Annotated in this window: 15 protein-coding genes; 8 read left to right on the forward strand and 7 right to left on the reverse strand. The window is 59.3% G+C overall.

The features are described from left to right. Positions 1-314 precede the first annotated feature (314 nt). Positions 315-1,124, forward strand: coding sequence for a transposase (locus ARB25_RS05860; protein WP_055286546.1), 810 nt, complete (start codon positions 315-317; stop codon positions 1,122-1,124). A 65-nt stretch (positions 1,125-1,189) separates the two neighbouring features. On the opposite strand, the gene sufU is transcribed toward ARB25_RS05860, so the two are convergent. From sufU to sufC, 5 genes are read right to left on the reverse strand one after another with little or no spacing between them, the layout of a single operon-like run. Further along, positions 1,190-1,624, reverse strand: a complete 435-nt coding sequence (sufU, locus tag ARB25_RS05865) for a Fe-S cluster assembly sulfur transfer protein SufU (RefSeq protein ID WP_055286548.1) — start codon at positions 1,622-1,624, stop codon at positions 1,190-1,192. Continuing rightward, the gene (locus tag ARB25_RS05870; protein ID WP_216595117.1) at positions 1,617-2,942 is read right to left on the reverse strand and encodes an aminotransferase class V-fold PLP-dependent enzyme; all 1,326 of its coding nucleotides are present in this window, start codon (positions 2,940-2,942) and stop codon (positions 1,617-1,619) included. The genes sufU and ARB25_RS05870 overlap by 8 nt, the downstream gene beginning before the upstream one ends. Beyond that, a complete protein-coding gene (locus tag ARB25_RS05875; RefSeq protein ID WP_055286549.1) occupies positions 2,939-4,210 on the reverse strand; it encodes a SufB/SufD family protein in 1,272 nt (423 codons plus the stop codon). The genes ARB25_RS05870 and ARB25_RS05875 overlap by 4 nt, the downstream gene beginning before the upstream one ends. Then, complete coding sequence (sufB, locus tag ARB25_RS05880; RefSeq protein ID WP_055286551.1) at positions 4,210-5,622, reverse strand: Fe-S cluster assembly protein SufB; 1,413 nt, start codon at positions 5,620-5,622, stop codon at positions 4,210-4,212. Before sufB ends, ARB25_RS05875 begins: the two co-directional genes overlap by 1 nt. A 12-nt stretch (positions 5,623-5,634) precedes the next feature. After that, on the reverse strand, positions 5,635-6,435 hold the full coding sequence (gene sufC / locus ARB25_RS05885; RefSeq protein WP_006235561.1) for a Fe-S cluster assembly ATPase SufC: 801 nt from the start codon (positions 6,433-6,435) through the stop codon (positions 5,635-5,637). Positions 6,436-6,659: 224 nt separating this feature from the next. Here sufC and ARB25_RS05890 point away from each other — a divergent pair, with 224 nt between their 5' ends. The 5 genes from ARB25_RS05890 to ARB25_RS05910 all read left to right on the forward strand — a co-directional run bounded on the left by ARB25_RS05890 (position 6,660) and on the right by ARB25_RS05910 (position 11,738). Further along, entirely contained in the window at positions 6,660-7,091 is a 432-nt protein-coding gene (locus ARB25_RS05890; RefSeq protein WP_055286554.1) for an RrF2 family transcriptional regulator, read from the forward strand. Positions 7,092-7,099: 8 nt separating this feature from the next. Then, complete coding sequence (locus ARB25_RS05895) at positions 7,100-7,387, forward strand: nucleotidyltransferase family protein (protein WP_055286556.1); 288 nt, start codon at positions 7,100-7,102, stop codon at positions 7,385-7,387. Next, positions 7,374-7,793 carry an HI0074 family nucleotidyltransferase substrate-binding subunit gene (locus tag ARB25_RS05900; RefSeq protein ID WP_055286557.1) on the forward strand — a complete coding sequence of 140 codons (420 nt, stop codon included), beginning with the start codon at positions 7,374-7,376 and terminating at the stop codon, positions 7,791-7,793. Before ARB25_RS05895 ends, ARB25_RS05900 begins: the two co-directional genes overlap by 14 nt. Before the next feature lie 128 nt (positions 7,794-7,921). Then, the gene (locus tag ARB25_RS05905) at positions 7,922-9,739 is read left to right on the forward strand and encodes a VgrG-related protein (RefSeq protein WP_055286559.1); all 1,818 of its coding nucleotides are present in this window, start codon (positions 7,922-7,924) and stop codon (positions 9,737-9,739) included. Positions 9,740-9,941: 202 nt separating this feature from the next. Beyond that, positions 9,942-11,738, forward strand: coding sequence for an AAA family ATPase (locus ARB25_RS05910; RefSeq protein WP_156327691.1), 1,797 nt, complete (start codon positions 9,942-9,944; stop codon positions 11,736-11,738). 20 nt (positions 11,739-11,758) lie between these two features. On the opposite strand, the gene ARB25_RS05915 is transcribed toward ARB25_RS05910, so the two are convergent. Further along, the gene (locus ARB25_RS05915; RefSeq protein WP_055286563.1) at positions 11,759-12,778 is read right to left on the reverse strand and encodes a glycosyltransferase; all 1,020 of its coding nucleotides are present in this window, start codon (positions 12,776-12,778) and stop codon (positions 11,759-11,761) included. Between the two features lie 170 nt (positions 12,779-12,948). After that, positions 12,949-14,079, reverse strand: coding sequence for an acyltransferase family protein (locus ARB25_RS05920; RefSeq protein ID WP_055286565.1), 1,131 nt, complete (start codon positions 14,077-14,079; stop codon positions 12,949-12,951). 112 nt (positions 14,080-14,191) lie between these two features. Here ARB25_RS05920 and ARB25_RS05925 point away from each other — a divergent pair, with 112 nt between their 5' ends. After that, on the forward strand, positions 14,192-15,295 hold the full coding sequence (locus tag ARB25_RS05925; RefSeq protein ID WP_055286567.1) for a glycosyltransferase family 2 protein: 1,104 nt from the start codon (positions 14,192-14,194) through the stop codon (positions 15,293-15,295). 6 nt (positions 15,296-15,301) lie between these two features. Then, entirely contained in the window at positions 15,302-16,342 is a 1,041-nt protein-coding gene (locus tag ARB25_RS05930; protein WP_055286569.1) for a glycosyltransferase family 2 protein, read from the forward strand. Positions 16,343-16,404 lie beyond the last annotated feature (62 nt).

Here is a 16,404-nt window from a genome sequence, read left to right on the forward strand (position 1 = left end):
CCCTATAATACCGCGAAATGCACGGAATATTCGGCGAACGGCTCAGTTTTCGTAGCGAGAAGTCCTGAAGTTTTAATTGAAACGGTTTAACTCTATGTTCTGTGGTCATGAGCTTCCGTAGAGGGGGTCCGTCTTGGGCAGGCTTTTGGTCCGCTCTTGTAAGCGTTGCAGTGGTTGACCTGTTGCAACGGTGCCGTTCGCCGCCTGTTTGCTGCCTTTGGCCGCGCGAGTGTATTGTTTTGCGTGAATGTTTTGATGGCACGCTTCAATCGTGCTGTATTGGATGGCAAGCAGATCCCGGCGAAGGGAGCGCCATGCAGCGCGTTTGGAGAACGGTTACCGGCTTTTACCATGTCTGTGCCCGCGGTACGGGCAAGCGGCTCATCTTTGAGGGCGATGACGACCGGTGGGAGTTTTTGGAGCTGATGCGCGAGTGCTGCCGCGAGGAGGGTGTGACGGTTATCGCCTGGTGCCTTATGGGCAATCACGTGCATTTGGTGCTTGCAGATTACGAGGACAGGATGAGCGCGGCGATGCACCGGCTGCTTTTGACGTACGCGCGGCGGTTCAATAAGCGCATGGGGCGCACAGGCCATCTGTTCCAGAACCGTTTTGACCGGCGTTCGCTCGATACCGATTGGCAGGTGATGGAGGCTATTCGCTCTGTACACGCCGATCCGCAGGAGGTGGGCGTTAGCCTAATCGAGCGTTATCCCTGGAGCAGCTTTGCGGAACATCTGCGCTCTTACGACTGTGATGCGGCCGATGCCGCGAGGGGATTTTCTGATCCTTCTTGCGTGCTTGAACTTTTTGGTTCTGCCGAGGGCTTTATTGCCTATTCGCTTTCGACGCCCGACGGTAGCGAGCCAGCGCTGTGCGATATGAAAGAGACAGAGTGGGAACGCCACGCCTTTGCCGACAAGATGGCGAAGAGCCTCGGGGTTCCGCTCAATGATCTCAAGACCGTTGAGCCCTCGCGGCGAGACAGAATCATTTTCGCTCTGCACGATGGCGGCTACACGGTGCGCGAGATCGAACGGTATACGGGAATCAGCAAGAGTACCGTATCTCGTATCGTGCGTTCTTATGCGCGGGTGAAGGCACAGGTTGAGCTCTCGGAATAGAAAATGGCCGAACCACTCTTGTCAAGCGATTCGGCCAACAAAAATCTTAAGATTTGGGACAAGTACTACTGATTATTTTGCCCCTCGAGCATGCCGTCGAGGGTGCGCCAGGCGAGCTCGGCGCATTTGACGCGGGCGGGCATGTGCGAGATGTCCTGGAGCTGGGCGGCTTCGTCCAGGTCTTCCAGGTCTTCCTCGGAGAGCTGCTCGCCGCGGATCATGGCGAGGAAGAGCTCTGCCAGGCGGTGAGCTTCCTCGACGGTCTCGCCGGTGATGAGGTCGGCCATGATGTCGGCGCTGGCCTGGCTGATGGCGCAGCCGTGGCCGGTAAAGGAGGCCTCCTCGATCACGCCGTTCTCGACGCGCAGCTGCAAGGTGAGCTCGTCGCCGCAGCTGGGGTTGATGCCGTCGTGCTCGTGCGTGGGAGCATCCATCTCGTATTTATAGTCGGGGTGCGAGTTGTGCTCCATAAATGTGGTGGAGGTGTACAGATTACCCATTGAACGTGCTCCAAACGTGATGCAGGCCGGCGATGAACTTGTCGATGTCGGCCTTGTCGTTGTAGAAGGCCACGCTGGCGCGGCAGCAGGCAAGGTTCTCGACGCCTAGCCAGGTAAGCAGCGGCTGCGCGCAGTGGTGACCGGCGCGGATGCAGACGCCGTCCATGTCCATGATGCTCGCGACGTCGTGCGGGTGGATGCCCTTGACGTTAAAGCTCACAACGCCGTGGTGGTTGTCCCAATAGATGGAGCCGATGATCTGGACAAAGTCGAGCTGCATGAGCTCACCCATCAGGTAGTGGACGAGTGCCTGCTCGCGGGCCTGGATGTTCTCGTAACCCACCGTGTTGACCAGGTAGTCGAGTGCCGCACCCGTGGCGAAGATGCCGGCGGCGTCCTGCGTGCCGGCCTCGAATTTCTCGGGAACGGGCGCCCAGACGGCGTCCTGCTCGGTGACCGAGTCGATCATCTCGCCGCCGGTGAGCATGGGCGGCATGGCGTTGAGCAGGTCCATTTTGCCCCACAGCACGCCGATGCCCATGGGGCCCATGGCCTTGTGCGCGCTAAAGGCAAAGAAGTCGGCGCCCAGATCGGCCACATCGACCGGCATGTGCGGCAGCGACTGCGCGCCGTCGACGACCAGATAGCCGCCGTACTTGTGCACGAGCTTGCCGAGATTCTTGACCGGGTTCTCGACGCCCAGCACGTTAGACACCTGACCCACGGCCAAGATTTTGGTCTTGGGGCCCACCTTGGACAGAACCTCCTCGGTGGTGAGTTGACCGGTCTTGGTGGGGTAGAGGTAGACGAGCTTGGCGCCGGTTTCGCGGCAGACCTGCTGCCACGGGATTAGGTTGGAGTGGTGCTCCATGATGGTGATGACGACCTCGTCACCGGGCTCGAGCACCGTGGGTGCAAAGCTCTTGGCGACCAGGTTGAGCGACTCGCTCGTGTTGCGGGTGAAGACGACCTCGTTGGCCTGGGCGGCGCCGATGAGGTCGGCGATCTGTTGGCGGACCTTCGCGATGGCGTCGGTGGCCTCGACGGACAGCGAGTACAGGCCGCGCAGGGGGTTGGCGTTCATGCGCTGATAGAAGTCGCGTTCGGCGTCGAGCACACAGGCAGGGCGCTGCGCGGTGGCGGCGCTATCGAGGAAGGCGATCTCGGGGTGCTGCTGGAACAGCGGGAACTGGCCCTTGTAGGGGTTGGTCTCGATGTCCACAGTGGGCCAGCCGCGCGAAGCCTCGTCGCTGGCGTCGAGCTCCATGGGCTCGGGGGCGGTGCAGGTATCGCATTTAACGTGCTCGGTGTCGATCATGCGAGCTCCTCTTCAAAGTTATCGATCAGGTTGTTGCCCAGGCGGACGACGGCGGCGCGGGTGCGCTCGTCGGTGGCGGAAAGTGCGGCGTCCTCCAGCTTGGCGCGGACGAACAGGTCCTCGACGGCGTTTTGGTCAAGGCCGCGGCAGGCGAGGTAGAACAGTTGCTCGTCGCGGACGTGGCCGATGGTGGCTCCGTGGTTGCCGGCGACGTCGTCCTCGTCGCAGAGAATGACGGGAACGGTCTTGTTGTCGACGCCCTTGTTGGCCAAAAGCACCGTCTCGCGCTCGGTGCCGGTTGCACCCTTGCAACCGTGCACGAGGTCGATGGTGCCGCGGTAGACCTTCTTGGACGTGCCGGTCAGCACGCCGTTGGCGTCGATCTCGCACTCGGTCTTGCGACCGCGGTGGCGCAGCTCGTAGTTAAAGTCGCGCACCTGCTCTCGGGCGCCCAGGTAGTCAGTATCGATGGTGACCTTGGCGGTATCGCCCAGCAGGTCGCCGGCAAGGCCGGTGGCGCTGGCGCCGGCACCCAGGACGGTGTGCTGCACGTTGACGCGCGCGCCCTCGTCCAGGAACAGGCCGGTGTCGTCGAGCGCGATCCAGCTATCGTCGAGCGTCTGCGTGCAGGTCACGTTGACGGTGGCGTACTCGTGGGCGCACACGCGTAGCACGGATCCCACGACGCCTTGGCCGGCAACGGGAGAGTCCAGGGCAATAAGCAGATCGAGCGTTGACTGAGGACGGGCGACGACGTCGATGGCGGCGATGGCCGCGGCTGCATTGACACCGCTCACGCGCACGGTAACCGTGGCGTGCTTGTATGCGGGTACATCGATGACGATGCGCTTGGTAGCGTGCTCGGCCAAGTAGGCGTAGGCAGGCTCACCCATGCCGGTTTCGAAGGCCTCAGCAGGGGAGAGCTCTTCCTCGAGCTTAATGGCGCCGGCCTGGTAGACGGAGGTTGCGGGCACGTCGAGCTCGGTCTCGGGCGTGATGCGGGCGCGGTCGGCGGCATCGCCGGGCGCGGAGGCGCGGCGCTCGGGGAAGCGCTCGGCCATGGCGTCCATGGCGGCGTCGAACGCGTCTGCCACGCCAGCAAACTGCTCGTCCAAGCCCTCAACCTTAACGGTCTCGGCGGGAGCGGCGGCAAGCTCGTCAGAGAGCTCGAGCTTGGTCTGATTCATCTTCAGCCAGCCCCAAGTGGCAGCCGGCATCGCGTTGACCTGCTCGAGCGTGGTAGCAACGGTGTTGGTTTCCTGTTTCATTATCCGATCGCTCCTTCCATCTCGAGCTTGATCAGGTTGTTCATCTCGACGGCGTACTCCAGCGGCAGCTCCTTGGAGACCGGGTTGGCAAAGCCGTTGACGATCATGGTACGGGCTTCTTCCTCCGAGATACCGCGGCTCATCAGGTAGAACACCTTGTCGTCGCCGATACGTCCGATGGTGGCCTCGTGGCCGATGTCGACGTTCTTGGCGCGGATGTCCATGGCCGGAATAGTGTCGGAGCGGCTTTGGTCGTCGAGCATCAGCGACTGGCAGCTCACGGTTGCCTTGGAGCCCTCGGCCTTGGGTGTCGCCACGATAGAGCTGCGGAAGGTCTGGATGCCGCCGCTCTTGGAGATGCCCTTGGTTTCGACGGTTGCCGAGGTCTCGGGCGCGTTGAGCACGACCTTGCAGCCGGTGTCGAGGTTCTGCCCGGCGCCGGCAAAGGTGATGCCAGTAAAGTTCGAGCGGGCGCGACGGCCGTTGAGCACGCTCATGGGGTAGAGGTAGCCCACGTGGCTGCCGAAGGAGCCGCTGATCCACTCGATGTCGCCGTCCTCGTCCACGCGCGCACGCTTGGTGTTGAGGTTGTACATGTTCTTGGACCAGTTCTCGATGGTCGAGTAGCGCAGGTGCGCACGCTTGCCCACAAAGAGCTCGACGGCGCCGGCGTGGAGGTTGGCCACGTTGTACTTGGGCGCAGAGCAACCCTCAATGAAGTGCAGGTCGGCATCGTCCTCGACGATGATGAGAGTGTGCTCAAACTGGCCGGCGCCCTTGGCGTTAAGGCGGAAGTAGCTCTGCAGCGGGAAGTCCAACTTGGTGCCCTTGGGCACGTAGACAAACGAGCCGCCCGACCACACGGCGCCGTGCAGGGCCGCAAACTTGTGGTCGGTGGGCGGGATGAGCGTCATAAACTTCTCGTGGATGAGCGGCTCCCACTGCGGGTCATGCAGGGCTTCCTCTATACCGGAGTAGACGATGCCCATCTTGGACGCCGTGTCCTGCATGTTGTGGTAGACCAGCTCGGAGTCGTACTGCGCGCCGACACCCGCTAGGTAGCTGCGCTCGGCCTCGGGGATACCCAGGCGCTCAAAGGTGTTCTTGATGTCGTCGGGCACCGACTCCCAGTCGTGCTTTTGGTCGGTGTTGGGCTTGACGTAGGTGACGATGTTGTCCATGTCCAGGCCCTCGATGGAGGGACCCCACGTCGGGTCGGGGAAGCGGTTGAAGATCTCGAGGGACTTGAGGCGCAGGTCGAGCATCCACTGCGGCTCGTCCTTCTTTGCGCTGATCTCGCGCACGATGTCGGGCGTGATGCCGGCGTCGAGGCGCTCGAATCCCTCCTCGCCATAGGTGAAGTCGTAGAGGCTGCGGTCGATGTCCGCGACCTCGGTGCGGTTCTTGGTCATTGCGTCGCCCCTTTACGCCTGCTGCTCGGCAGCGGCGGCCTCGGCCTGGGCGCGCTGCTCGGCGGCCTCGCGCTCGAAGGTCTCAAAACCATTCTTGTCGATCCAGGGGATGAGCGAGGCATCGTCCTCGCGCACGATGTGGCCCTTGACCATAACGTGGACGCGGTCGACATCCAGGTGCTCCAAGATGCGCGTGTTGTGCGTGATGATGAGCATGGAGCCGTCGCAGCTCTTGCGGTACGCGTCCATGCCGTGGCTGACGGTGGACAGGGCGTCGACGTCCAGGCCTGAGTCGGTCTCGTCCAGGATGGCGAGTTTGGGCTGCAGCAGCAGAAGCTGGAGCATCTCGACCTTCTTCTTCTCGCCGCCCGAGAAGCCTACGCCCAACTCGCGGTTGAGGTAGGCGGTATCCATGTTGAGCTCGGCCGCGAGCTCCTTGACGCGACGGCGGAATTCCTTGCCCTTCATCTCCAGGCCGGGGCGGCCGGCGATGCTGGCGCGCAAAAAGCTCGACAGCGGCACGCCCGGAATCTCGACCGGGGCCTGGAAGCTCAGGAACAGGCCGGCGCGCGAGCGCTTGTCGGTGGTGAGCTCGGTGATGTCCTGGCCGTCAAAGACGATGCGGCCGTCGTTGACCGTGTAAACGGGGTCGCCCATGACCAGGTGGCCGAGGGTGGACTTGCCGGCGCCGTTGGGACCCATCAACACGTGGGTCTCGCCGGCGGCGACGTTGAGGTTGACGTTGTGGAGGATGGTCTTCTCGTCCACGGAGGCGGTCAGACCTTCGATGGAAAGCAGCGGATTTGCGCTCATGCTGTCCCTCTCTGTATATGGTGTACTCATAGGTGTACTAAACCCTAGGAATCTTCTCGGAATAAAGTTACTATGGGTTCGGCGTTAGTCAAGGAAAAACCCGACTAATCCACTCGACTTTTCAAATTCTGGGACAAAATAACCTGTTGTGTTTGTCCCACTTACTTTAAATTTGGGACAAACAAACCCGGTTATGTTGTCCCAGATGCGATGGGAGGGTAGGTATGCTCATTTCTTCCAAGGGCCGCTATGCCCTCCGGTTAATGATCTATATCGCGGCGCTGGGCGACGCCGAGGGCAAGATTGCCTTGCGCGAGGTTGCCGACCGCGAGCATATCTCGCAAAAGTATCTGGAGCAGCTGGTTCGTCCGCTTATGAAGGCGGGCCTGCTTAAGAGCGTGCGCGGCAAGGGCGGCGGCTACATGATGGCCAAGGACCCGGTCGAGGTGCGTGCCGGCGACATCCTGCGCGCTGTCGAGGGCAGCACGGCGCCCGTGGCGTGCGACGGCATCGACAACAGCTGCGCCCGCAGTGACCTGTGTTCCACCGTCAAGTTCTGGCGCGGCCTGGACGATGTGATCGAAAAGTACGTCGACGGCGTGACGTTGGCCGACCTGGCCGCCGTCCCCGAAATCAACTTTGACATTAAGCTGTAGGGGTGCAAATGGCATCTCTCGACAAGGTGTACAAGCAAATCGAAGTTTTTGCTCGGGAATGTGACGCCGAGAAGGTCGTGTTGTTTGGTTCTCGTGCTCGAGGCGACAACTTGCCCAAGAGCGATATTGACATCGCCGTAGCAGGTTGCCGGGATTTCGGCCGTTTCTCATATTTGATCGAGGAACATCTTGATACTCTTTTAGATGTAGATGTCGTCAATCTCGACGAGTCCCTATCGCAGCAATTGCTCGATGAGATTGCCAAGGATGGTGTGATTCTGTATGAAAAAATATGAGAACTTTGTTAGCGCCTTGGCGAATCTTGAGGATGCGCCCAATCAGGATCTCAACAATGATTTTGTTCAGAGTGGATTGATTAATAAGTTCAATCTTCAATTTGAACTGAGCTGGAAGCTCCTTAAGCGTCTGCTCGAGTATGAGGGCGCCACGCTTGCCGCGTCGGGGTCTCCTCGTGCCATCTTGAAGGAGTCCTACCGATTCTACGACTTTATTGATGAGGCAGCCTGGCTGGATATGCTCAGAGACCGCAATACGAACGTCCATATCTACGACAACAAGCTCGCTCAAGATTTGATTCAGCGCATCTTGAACGTCTATATTCCCGCTTTCTGTCAGTTGAGGGACGGGCTGATGGAGCGATACGGCGAGCTTCTGATGGCGCCCGACGACCAGTTTGTTTAATTACTTAAGATTTCGCGGAGGGTTGTTGCCGTTTACCGAGGGGTTGTTGTGCAACAACGGGCGAGCTGCAATACTTATTTCTATCTTTGCAAACTGCACTTTAACTATACCAATGCAGGGAGGATCTTATGCAGCCCAAGCATTCTGCTATTGTCGCGGGCCTGACGCTGGCGCTTTCGTTTGGCGCCGTTACCGCGCCCGCGCCCGCCGCTGCCGAGGAGCCCACGCCGGGCGTTGCCTCGGATGCCACCGATATCGATAAGGGCCTTTACACCCAGCAGTCCTTCTCGGGCGTGCTGAGGTCGGTCCAGGGCGTTTCGTTTGTCAACGTGACTCCCGAGATGAAGTACTTCACCAAATATGAGAGCCATGGCAACTATAACCAGGGCTTTTCGTATGGCGACGGTTATAACGCGCTGGGCTATTACCAGTTCGACCGCCGTTGGTCGCTCATCCCGTTTATGAAGCAGGCCTACAACTACAACCCTGAAAAATACAGCATGCTCAAGGATGCGATTGATCGCGGCAGCGAGATTTCCAACACGAGCAATGCCATGTACGAGAACGGCCAGCTCACCGAGTTGGGCCGTATCGCTCAGGATGCCTTCCAAGGTGCGTACAACACCGATCCTGTTGAGTTCTCAGCACTTCAAGATGCCTATGCGTACAACTCGTACTATGCGGTGACCGAGGCGTGGCTCAAGAGCGGCCTTGGTATTGATATTTCGGGCCGTGCCGATTGCGTCAAGGGCATGGTGTGGAGCATTACCAACATGTGCGGCACCGGTGGCTGCAGGGACTTCTTCCGCTGGGCGAATCTTTCTAATGATATGACTGACCGTGAGTTTGTGACGGCGCTCTCCAATAGCGTGGTCAACAATGTCGCCACCAAGTATTCGAGCCAGCCCCAGTATCATGAGGGCTGGAAGAACCGTTATAAGAATGAGCTGAAGGACTGCTTGGCTTATATCGCCGAGGACGAGGCCGCTGCCGCTGCGACGCCCGTGCAGCCCGAGCCTACACCGGCGCCCTCGCCGACACCTGATTCGAATGACGACTCGAGTGACGATGCCAACGATGACAGGATGGATGCGCCCTCGACCGATGCTGACGGTAATGGCTCTGCTGGTGGCACTACCAACGACGGCTCTACCTCGAACGGCTCCAATTCGAACGGCTCTGCTGCGGGCGATTCGTCTTCAAGCTCTGCCGGCAATACGGACAGCGACGCTTCTGGTTCGACCGACGCTGACACCTCTAACTCATCCACCGGCTCGAGCGATTCGTCCGTTGACACCGGCTCTAACAACGGCTCTGGCTCTGACGCAACCCCTGATTCCGATGCTTCCAAGGACGACTCGAATAAGGCGCCGGACGCTCCCGTTGCTTCGCCGGACAAGAAGCCTTCTTTCTCCGAGCAGCTTGGTTCTACGCTGGGTTCTTCGCTGATGGCTGGCGTCAATAACGGCTCGGCCCAGAACAAGGACAACTCTGATCAGGCTTCCACGGAAAAGACCGAAGCCGCAAAGGGCGACTCCAAGGATAAGGCTTCCGAGAAGGTTGAATCCGATAAGGGTTCTAGCTCTGATGAGAAGGACGACAAGTCCGCTCAGAAGAAGGACGAGGACAAGAAGTCTGAATCTGAGGAGAAGGACAAGAACAAGGACAAGACCGAGGACGGAAAGCAGCAGGGCGAGGACAGCAGTAAAGGCAACACCGACAACCAGAACCAAGAGCAAAATGACTCCAAGACGGTGACCACTACAACCACCACTACAACGACTAAGACTTCGGGCGGTAACATGCCCAAGACGGGCGACCTTATCGTTATGGCGAGCCTTGCCAGCGCGAGCTTGGCCACGCTGGGCGCTACGTCTATCGTAAGTGGTAAGCATAAGCTCGATCAGCAGAAGAAGGCTTCTGGGGAGGACGACTCGGGGGAGTAGGCTCTCAGTTGCCAGATAACTAAATAGTCGGGACGGGGTCCGGTGCGAATGTATCGGGCCCCGTTTTGTTGTGCAACGATTAATTGTGCCCCCTCACACCTCTTGTTACTACCGTTGCCCGATATGTTTGCGCGGCGACATCGGTACATGCGATGCGGTCATTACAATTGGCATCGTGCTGCGATTTAGGGGGAACGTTTTGGTGTCTGAACAGGCAAATAATGGTTGTGCTGACGGCTTTGGCGTGCGTTTGATCGGCTGTGCCGACGATGCGGCTTTGCCCATTGGCATGCACGACTATGCGGAGGCTCTTGGTTGCTGCACGCTGGTCGACAAGACCATGTTTATTGCCGATGTGTTGGACTGCGACGCGTCCGTTGTGGTGTGCTGTCGACCCGAGGGTTTTGGCAAGAGCATGAACCTGTCGATGCTCAGGGCTTTTCTGGAGCGTCCAGCGGTCGGTCGCGCTGGTCAGCTTTTGTTTGCCGATGCTCAGATTTGGGATGCGGACGGCGGGCGCTATCGGGATGAGTACGCTTGCTATCCGGTGATATCGCTGGACTTTTCTGGCGCTGCGAGGCGTGGCACCGATGTTGCCGACGTCGTGCGCGATGCTCTTTCGGACGAGTGCGCTCGCCTGCTGGCGCTTTTGGAGGCTCCGGATTTAGCTCGAGACAAGGTACGTCACATCGAACGCGTTGCGCGTGGCGCGGCGAGCGAGGATGAGGTTGACTCGGTGCTCGGTGTGCTCATTGAGCTGCTGGAGATGGCCTGCGATGGGCAGGTTGTATTGCTCGTTGATGGGTACGATGCGGCGTGGTCTCGCCGTGCGAGCGCGAGGGACGTTTCCGTAGCCGGTCCGGCGGAGCTGCTCGATCGCGTGCTGTTCGACGCCATTGCCACTGCGCGCGATTCGTTGCGGCTGGCGTGTCTGATGGGGGAGTATCCCGGCCCTGCCGTAGCGGCGCTTTCTTTGCACTGCTGCTCGTATTGTCTGACGACGCCGCTGTCGGCGTGGTGTGACCGATGGTTCGGTTTTTCGGATGCCGAGGTCGAGGCTCTTTTGAATCATGCTGGGCGCGAGGAATACCTGGATGATGCGCGTGAATGGCTCGAGGGGTATCGGTTTGGCAGGGCCTATTGCTCGAGTCCAGAGCGTGTGATCGGTTTTCTGGGCCGAGGCTGCACGGCGCCTGTGCGTGCCGATCTGTATGGATATGCCGATTGCCTGAGTAGGGTAGTTGCCGGGTGGAATCTCGACCGCCTTTCGGTCTTGTTTGATTTGCTCGAGGCCCATGGGTGCGCTGAGGTCCCGCTTTGTTTGGGCACTGCAGAGCCAGATGTCTCGCCTGACGATGGCATGTGGACAGCGCTGTATCTGTCCGGTTTTCTCACGACGGATATGACTGAGGAGCCAGAGCATGGCGATCGCCTCCGTGCTTTGCGATTGCCCAATAACGAGCTTCGCCAGGCCTTGCGTCTAGTGATTATTGAGTGGTTTGAGTGCGCTGCAGAAGACATTCGAGACGTCGATGTGTTTCGCGACGGGCTGTGCCATGGGAACGAGGATACCGTGAGGCGGGCGCTAAGCCGCATCTTGGGAGATGCGGGAATCGGCGAGACCGACCCAGATACGCCGCTGCCATATCATCTGCTCTTGCAGGGGCTCTGCTTTGGCTTGCCTGGCTATGCCAATCCTGCCTCGAGGCGAAAGTGTGGCGCGGATCGCTGGGACATCCAGGTTTTTCCCACGGGCGCCGTGTTCGACATAGCCGATACGATCGGTATGCTCGATGAACGTCCGCTGATAACGATCAACATGATGTATGACCCCGGTGTGGATGCGCTGGGCCTGGAATTGCTGGCCGTGCAGGCGCTGCTCGACATAGAGCGCGACGGCATCGACGAAATCCGTGTGCCACGCCCCGCCATTGGACGCATGCGCTGGGGCTTTGGCTTTGACGGGCAGCGTGTGTCCGTGGTGTGCCAGCGGTTATAGGGGATGACGAAAGCCCTTTACTACTCCGCGTCCTTCATGGGCGGCATGGGCTTCCAGTTGGGGTCCTTGACGATCTTGCGGGCGTCCTTCATGCCACGGCGCAGCGCCGGAATACCGGTCTTAAAGCACTTATCGACCGCAACCAGGCGAATGAATTCCTTGCAGAAGGTCGCGGCGTTGCCCAGACGGAACAGCACGGGGTGGTAGTCGCCGTAGATCTGCATGTAGCGTGCCAGATAACCGCGGTTGCGCATGATGTAGTAGCGGTTGGTGTCGCTCGTGGAGTTGAGCTGGCGTTTGCCGGCGATGTCCCAGTTAGAGACGGCGCGGGCGCGCTTGAGCACCACGTCGGCAACAACGGCGGCGGGGAAGTGCTGGCTGGCCACGTAGCCATAGCAGGCATCGTCGCCGTAGATAAAGAAGCGCGCGTCGGGCAGGCCGATCTTGTCGACCACGCGGCGCGAGAACATGCCGCCCTCAAAGCACAGCTGGTTCATGGCGCGATAACCCTCTGGACCCAAGTCCCACTTGGCGACTGGGTTGGGAATGCCGAGCGAAAGGATGAGCTGGTACTGCCAAAAGAAGGCGCCGCCGTCAAAGTCTAGGCGCGAACCCTGGATGACATCGTAGCGGTCGGTCCACTTGGCAAGACGCTCGATGCCTTCGGGGATGACGAGCACGTCGTCGTCCATCACCCAGAACCACTGGGCGCCCAGGTCGTAGGCGCATTTGGTGCCAGCGGAGAAGCCACCTGCACCGCCGCCGTTTTCGAGCTGTGGTGCGTAGATGACGCGGTCGGTGCCGCCCTTCGCGTCGGGCTGTTCGATGTCGGTGCCCCACAGGTTGGCCAGGCGCTCGTTGAATGCGGTGCACATGGCCTCGGTCTCGCGCGAATTCTCGTTATCGACAATCACGATGCGCCAGGACGTTGCCGTGAGCTCGGTCATGGAGTCGAACAAGTTGGCCAGGAGTTCCTGGCGCTTGTACGTAACGACGACAATGGCGAGCTTATCGATGGGAGCGGGAAGGGTTGAAGGCATGGGGCAATATATCCTTTCACGCGCGGCGGGCGAGTGCAGCGCGGAAGCTATCGAATACGTCCTTGGGACTGTCCTATTGTAAAGGCTCGGCGCACCTTGGCGGCAAGCTTTGAATAAAACGCAGGAACCTGCCACGGCTGTAGCGGCTTTAGCGTCTGACGGCAGCGTGTCTATTGCCTCTTGAGCTTGCGTTCGATAAGACTTCTAGCTGCATCGATGATGAGAAGTGCCAGAGCAAAGACGATGCTAATGACGATACCCGTGACGATACATATAGCTGCCGGGCTGTTTTGGCTGATCAGTATGTTTGCGAGCAACGTATTGAAGACGGGACGCCACAGGCTACTGGTGAGCGACTGCATCACATAGAAACCAAGCGTGGCGGTCGATAAGGTGACGATGACACCTGCGGTCCGTGGATTGCCTGAGGCCCTGCGCCGGGTCGCCGCAAAGAGCAGAGAGGCGGCAGCGAGGGCAAACGAGATCAACGAGGTTGATTTGTAGGAGAGGACTGCCATCGCCGTGAGGTTGCCGGTGAAGGAGAGTGCTCCTTCCAGGATGGTGGCGAGCACCAAAACCGCTGCGAGCGACCGCGTGCCTAAGGCGCCCGCCTTGTCCGAATCCATGGCGCCGGTTACGTCGCGGAGCAGTCCGCCGATCAAAAACGCGATAATGTACGTGACGGCGCTCATGAGCTTTTGGAGCCAAGAAAACTCGCCGGCGCTTGTCGCACTCATAGCGGCTAAATACCCGTTAACAACAAATGCGAGGATGCCAACGGCGATGACCGTCGTCTTGTAGGTTTTCTGGGGGAGTCGACTCTTAGCCAGTCCAAACCATGACGCCATGAAGACCGTGGCGGCATAGACCCAGATAAACTCAAGGCCTAGCGTGTACCAGTAGTGCGTATTGAGGGTAACATCGGGAATGGGTGAGACGACCGTGGACCACGCGAGCGCCACGAGGCAATAAAACGCAGTGGGCAAAATGACCTTGCCCAGGCGCTGCGCCGTCCGTTGCATTTGCGACTTCCATGTTGCTCCACCGTCCCAAGCACGCTCGGCCGAAGCGATGAGAAAATAGCCCGAAATCATAAAGAAGACCTCGTTGGCCCAGCAGCCCAGCAAGTTAATAAAACCGAGCACGCCGGAATAGGGGAACATCGCAAGTGGGGCATATTCCACGGCGCCGACGCAGACGGCTTGGAAGGTCCACTGAAAGGTGTGGAACACCGCGATGCCGGCGACCGCGACCAAACGCAGCGCTTCGATGGGTATGTTGCGTGCGGCTTTGGGCTGCATGACGTCCTTTCTTATCGGTTTGCCTCTGCGGGCTCCATAGATTATATAAACGCCCGCTGGCGCGCTGACCCTTTGATACCATGAAACGACAGGTATTTCCTAAGGAGCACATTTGTCTACTAACGCCTCTGGCAGCCCTGTTCTGTCGCTGCTTATTCCCATTTACAATGTTCAGCGCTACCTGCGCGAGTGCCTCGATTCCGCCCTGGCGCAGACGCTCAAGGATATTGAGATTATCTGCATTAACGACGGGTCGACCGACAACTCGCCGGCGATTATCCGCGAGTATATGGAGCGCGATGGGCGCGTCAAGATGATCGACAAAGCCAACAGCGGCTACGGCGACTCGATGAACCACGGTCTGGAGATGGCGCGTGGCAAGTACGTGGGCATCTTGGAGTCCGATGACTTTATGGCGTCCGACGCACTCGAAAAGCTTGTCTCGGCCGCCGATAGCAATAATGCCGACTTTGCGAAGGCGAACTTTGATTTCTACTGGTCTAAGCCCGAGGAGCGCCGTTCGCTGCACGAGATGTTTAAAGCCAAGGACTGTGGCAAGCCGGTGCACCCGAGCGATACGACGCAGTTCTTTAAGCAAAAGCCGTCGATTTGGTCGGCCGTGTACCGTCGCGATTTTCTTGAGCGCAACGGCATTACGTTCCTGCCGACTCCGGGGGCATCCTTTCAGGACACGTCATTCGCCTTTAAGGTGATCGCGTGCGCCGATAAGGCTGTTTACCTGCATGATGCCGTGTTGTCGTATCGCCAAGACAACGAGAATTCCTCGGTCAATTCTTCGGCTAAGGTCTTTTGCGTCAATACCGAGTATGCCGAGATTGAGCGTTGGATTCGAGAGGATTATGCCCGCGACCACGCAAGCGGCGATGTCGCGCGCATGCTCAAGTTCAATCAGCTCATTAAGTACGATTCGTACATGTGGAACTACGTGCGCCTGGCGCCTAAGTTCTATAAAGAGTTCCTGGTCCAGATGACCAAGGAGTTCCAGGCCTCCTTGGACGCAGGAGACTTTTCGCTGGACGACCTTAAGCCGTGGAAGCGCGCGAATCTTGCTGCGATCCTCAAAGACCCTGAAGCTTGGGTGGACGAGCACCCGCACTTTGCGACGGACGGCGCCCTGGGACGCGCCAAATACTACGCCTCGGTTGGAGGCCCAGGCGTGGTCGCCGCCTTCCTCATCGAATCGCTGAGGGGGTAGGTCGACATGGGAGAGGCTTCGACCCCCAAAGCGACCATCGTCGTTCCCGTATACAACTCGGCACGCTCGATTCAGCGATGCCTCGACTCGCTGTTGGCACAGTCCGAGCGCTCGATTCAGGTCGTTTGTGTCAATGACGGATCGACTGATGATTCCCTGAGCGTCTTGCATCAAATGGCACAGACCGACGGACGTGTGCTGGTGATTGACCAGAAAAACGAGGGTGTCTCGTGCGCTCGAAACGCCGGCATCGATGCCGCCGAGGGCGAGACCGTCTTTTTTGTGGACGCCGACGATTACATCGATGCCCAGACGGTCGAGCGCGTGTTGCATGTCATGGAGTCTGCGGATGCCGAGGCCGCCGTTTTTGGCGGCGTCTGTGAACCTGCCGATGCTGCCCCCAAACGCGTCCAGCAACTCATGAGCCCCAAAGCCGGTACCTTCGGCGCCCGTGATCCCCAACTGCTGTTCCATTCGAATGCGCAGCCCTATGCCTGCCGTGCGGCTTTTTCGCGCGAGCTGCTCAATCGCGAAGGCATTCGCTTCGCCCCCGGTTTGGCTTTGGGCGAGGACGTCGTCTTCCAATTTGCGGCTTATGCGCTTGCCCGCAAGACCGTCGTCATGCCGGACAAGTTCTACCACTACGTGATGGAGAGTGAATCGGCGACGCACGAGTTCAACAGTGCCGATGCTCGCGCCAAAAAGCTTGACGCCCACATGAGGATGCTCGAGGAGGTCTTGGAGGACTGGGCGGCCTACGGTCTTTTGGACCTGTGCCCCGGCGAGCTGATAACTTGGTTTTTAGACCTAATTGTGTTCGACCTGGCGCGCTTGGATGCCGATGGTTTCCATCGCGTGGCGGCTCGCGTCAACATGGATCTCACGACGTTTTTGGGAACGGCGTGGGCGGATATGCCTGCTAAGGGCGCCGTTCGGCGTGTTGCCCACAAGCTCGTTGCGGCGACCTCGGGCGTTTCGATGGCAGACGCCACGCTGTTCTATCTTTCGACTCGCGGTCTCAAAGCCTGTCTGGAGCGCTTTATCTAATTCCAAGCGCTGCCGCCCGCCGCAACCCGGCTGCTAAAATAACCCTGTTACACGCTATTCAA

The organism is Collinsella aerofaciens (assembly GCF_001405375.1).
Taxonomy (GTDB): Bacteria; Actinomycetota; Coriobacteriia; order Coriobacteriales; family Coriobacteriaceae; genus Collinsella; species Collinsella aerofaciens_F.